This is a genomic window from Candidatus Thorarchaeota archaeon (assembly GCA_013388835.1).
GTDB lineage: Archaea > Asgardarchaeota > Thorarchaeia > Thorarchaeales > Thorarchaeaceae > JACAEL01.
The window spans coordinates 1-1360 of the sequence record JACAEL010000117.1; the positions used below are offsets into that span (position 1 = coordinate 1).

2 protein-coding genes are annotated in these 1360 nt (G+C 41.3%); both read right to left on the bottom strand.

Features of this window, described 5'->3' with window-relative positions; genetic code table 11:
- Positions 1-274 (bottom strand): DUF3800 domain-containing protein (locus tag HXY34_14240; GenBank protein NWF97294.1); only part of this gene is annotated, 274 nt, incomplete at its 3' end.
- A 326-nt stretch (positions 275-600) separates the two neighbouring features.
- Positions 601-1360, bottom strand: a 760-nt coding sequence (locus HXY34_14245) for an energy-coupling factor transporter transmembrane protein EcfT (protein ID NWF97295.1), incomplete at its 5' end; no start/stop codon positions are given.

Here is a 1360-nt window from a genome sequence, read left to right on the forward strand (position 1 = left end):
CAGAAGAACCGATAACATTACAGACTTCTTTCAGTATACCGTCTCGAATCTGAGGTTTTAGATTTTCAAAGTGCCCTTTTCCTCTCCTTATTTCAGTAGCATGGAAAGCAATAGGATAAGAAATCCCCGGAAAGTATTTACTCTGGATATTATCAAGCTCATTGTTCAATTTCCAAATTTGGCCTTCATGTATCGCTATCCCAGCGAGAACGTAGTTTTTTTGAAATTGCCATCCGTTTGGATCACCAGACTCATCAAGATAAAGAATATACATAAAACTCTAAATGAATTTATGTCATATATAAAAGAACATGCTGGACGACCAGGTACAAGAATACTCTTGTAACGAACCGCACGGACGGCCCTCCCAGTCGCAATTATTATTATAATAGTTCCACGATTTATATTTTGCGTCTTTGAGATCATTGAATTCTTGCGGCATATTGCTTGACATACCATAAAATGCATACAGATCGGTGTATCCTATTGTATGCTTGTTAGAGATATGCGATGCAAATATTGCGGTTCTTTCGGAATCACAGCTTAGATTTGCAACACTCAAAAACCAAAATCAGACAAGTGCCGGATGCAAGATCCGGTCTAGAATAAGGTTCCTAAAAGCTCATTTATTGATGGAATTGCTAAGAATATGCGGACATAAATCGCAGCAGCCAAGATTCCAATGGTTATGGCTAGTAACGCTAAATCGCCCCGATGTATCTTGAGCACATATAGATTTGTGCGTTTTTTGGTTGCTCCCCATGCGCGGGATTCCATGGCTTCTGCCAGTTCCAAGCTTCTGCGAATTGCGCTAACAATTAAAGGTATTAGAATCGGAATGTAGTTTCTTATCTTCTTCAAAAAGTTTCCACGCTCAAGCTCCAAACCTCTAGCTTTTTGGGCATCCATAATCGTTTGCGCCTCTTCAGCTAGAACTGGGACAAAACGCACGGCGGTTGTAAAAGCGAAGCAGAACTCGTACGGCACGCCCGTCTGCTCCAAGGCTAAGCCCAGATGATCTGGAGAGGTTGTTAAGAAGAAAATTGAAAAGGATTCCACAAGCACAATGAAACGCAAAGTCATGGCAGCAGCGCTTTCTAAGCTTCTTGACAGGTTCTGATAGCCTGTTCCGATGAAGACAAAGATGAAGTTGGTCACAAAGATTATTACAGCTAGAAACGTTGCTCCACGCATTGAACGAAGCCACTCCCTTTTGACGCCAGCCAAAACAACAAACGGAATCTGCATCACAAAAAGCACCATCAAAGGCAACAGTTCCCAAAAAAGTATAGCAAGCGTAAAAATGGCGCACACGTAGACAAATTTTATTCTTGGGTCTAAGTTATGAATGGGAGAATAG